The 388-nt window shown below is 66.2% G+C and carries 1 pseudogene; it reads left to right on the forward strand.

The annotated features are described in order from the left end of the window. Nucleotides 1-388: pseudogene (locus EN786_RS36280) on the forward strand (lipopolysaccharide biosynthesis protein); the annotation flags it as partial.

Raw genomic sequence — 388 nt, forward strand, 5'->3', positions numbered from 1 at the left:
ACGCTGGTCGACCAGATCGCGCAGTTCGGCACCGAGCTCGGGCCGCGCCATCCCTCGATGATCTCGGCGCAGCAGCAGTTGAGCGATCTGCGCAAGCTGATTGCCCGCGAGCTCGGCCGCCTCGTCACCGCCGCCGAGACCGACTATGAGCGCGCCTTGGCCAACCAGAAGGAACTGGAGGCCAAGGTGGCGTCGCTGAAGGGTAAGTCGCTCGACACCGACCAGGCATCGGTCAGGCTGCGCGAGCTGCAGCGCGATCTCGATGCGGTGCGCACGGTCTATGCCAACTACCTGCAGCGTGCCCAGGAGACGCGCGAGCAGACCAGCGTCAACAGCACCAATGCCCGCATCATCTCGCAGGCCATGCCGGCGCTGAAGAAGAGCTGGC

It is taken from the genome of Mesorhizobium sp. M4B.F.Ca.ET.143.01.1.1, assembly GCF_004792275.1.
Classification (GTDB): domain Bacteria; phylum Pseudomonadota; class Alphaproteobacteria; order Rhizobiales; family Rhizobiaceae; genus Mesorhizobium; species Mesorhizobium abyssinicae.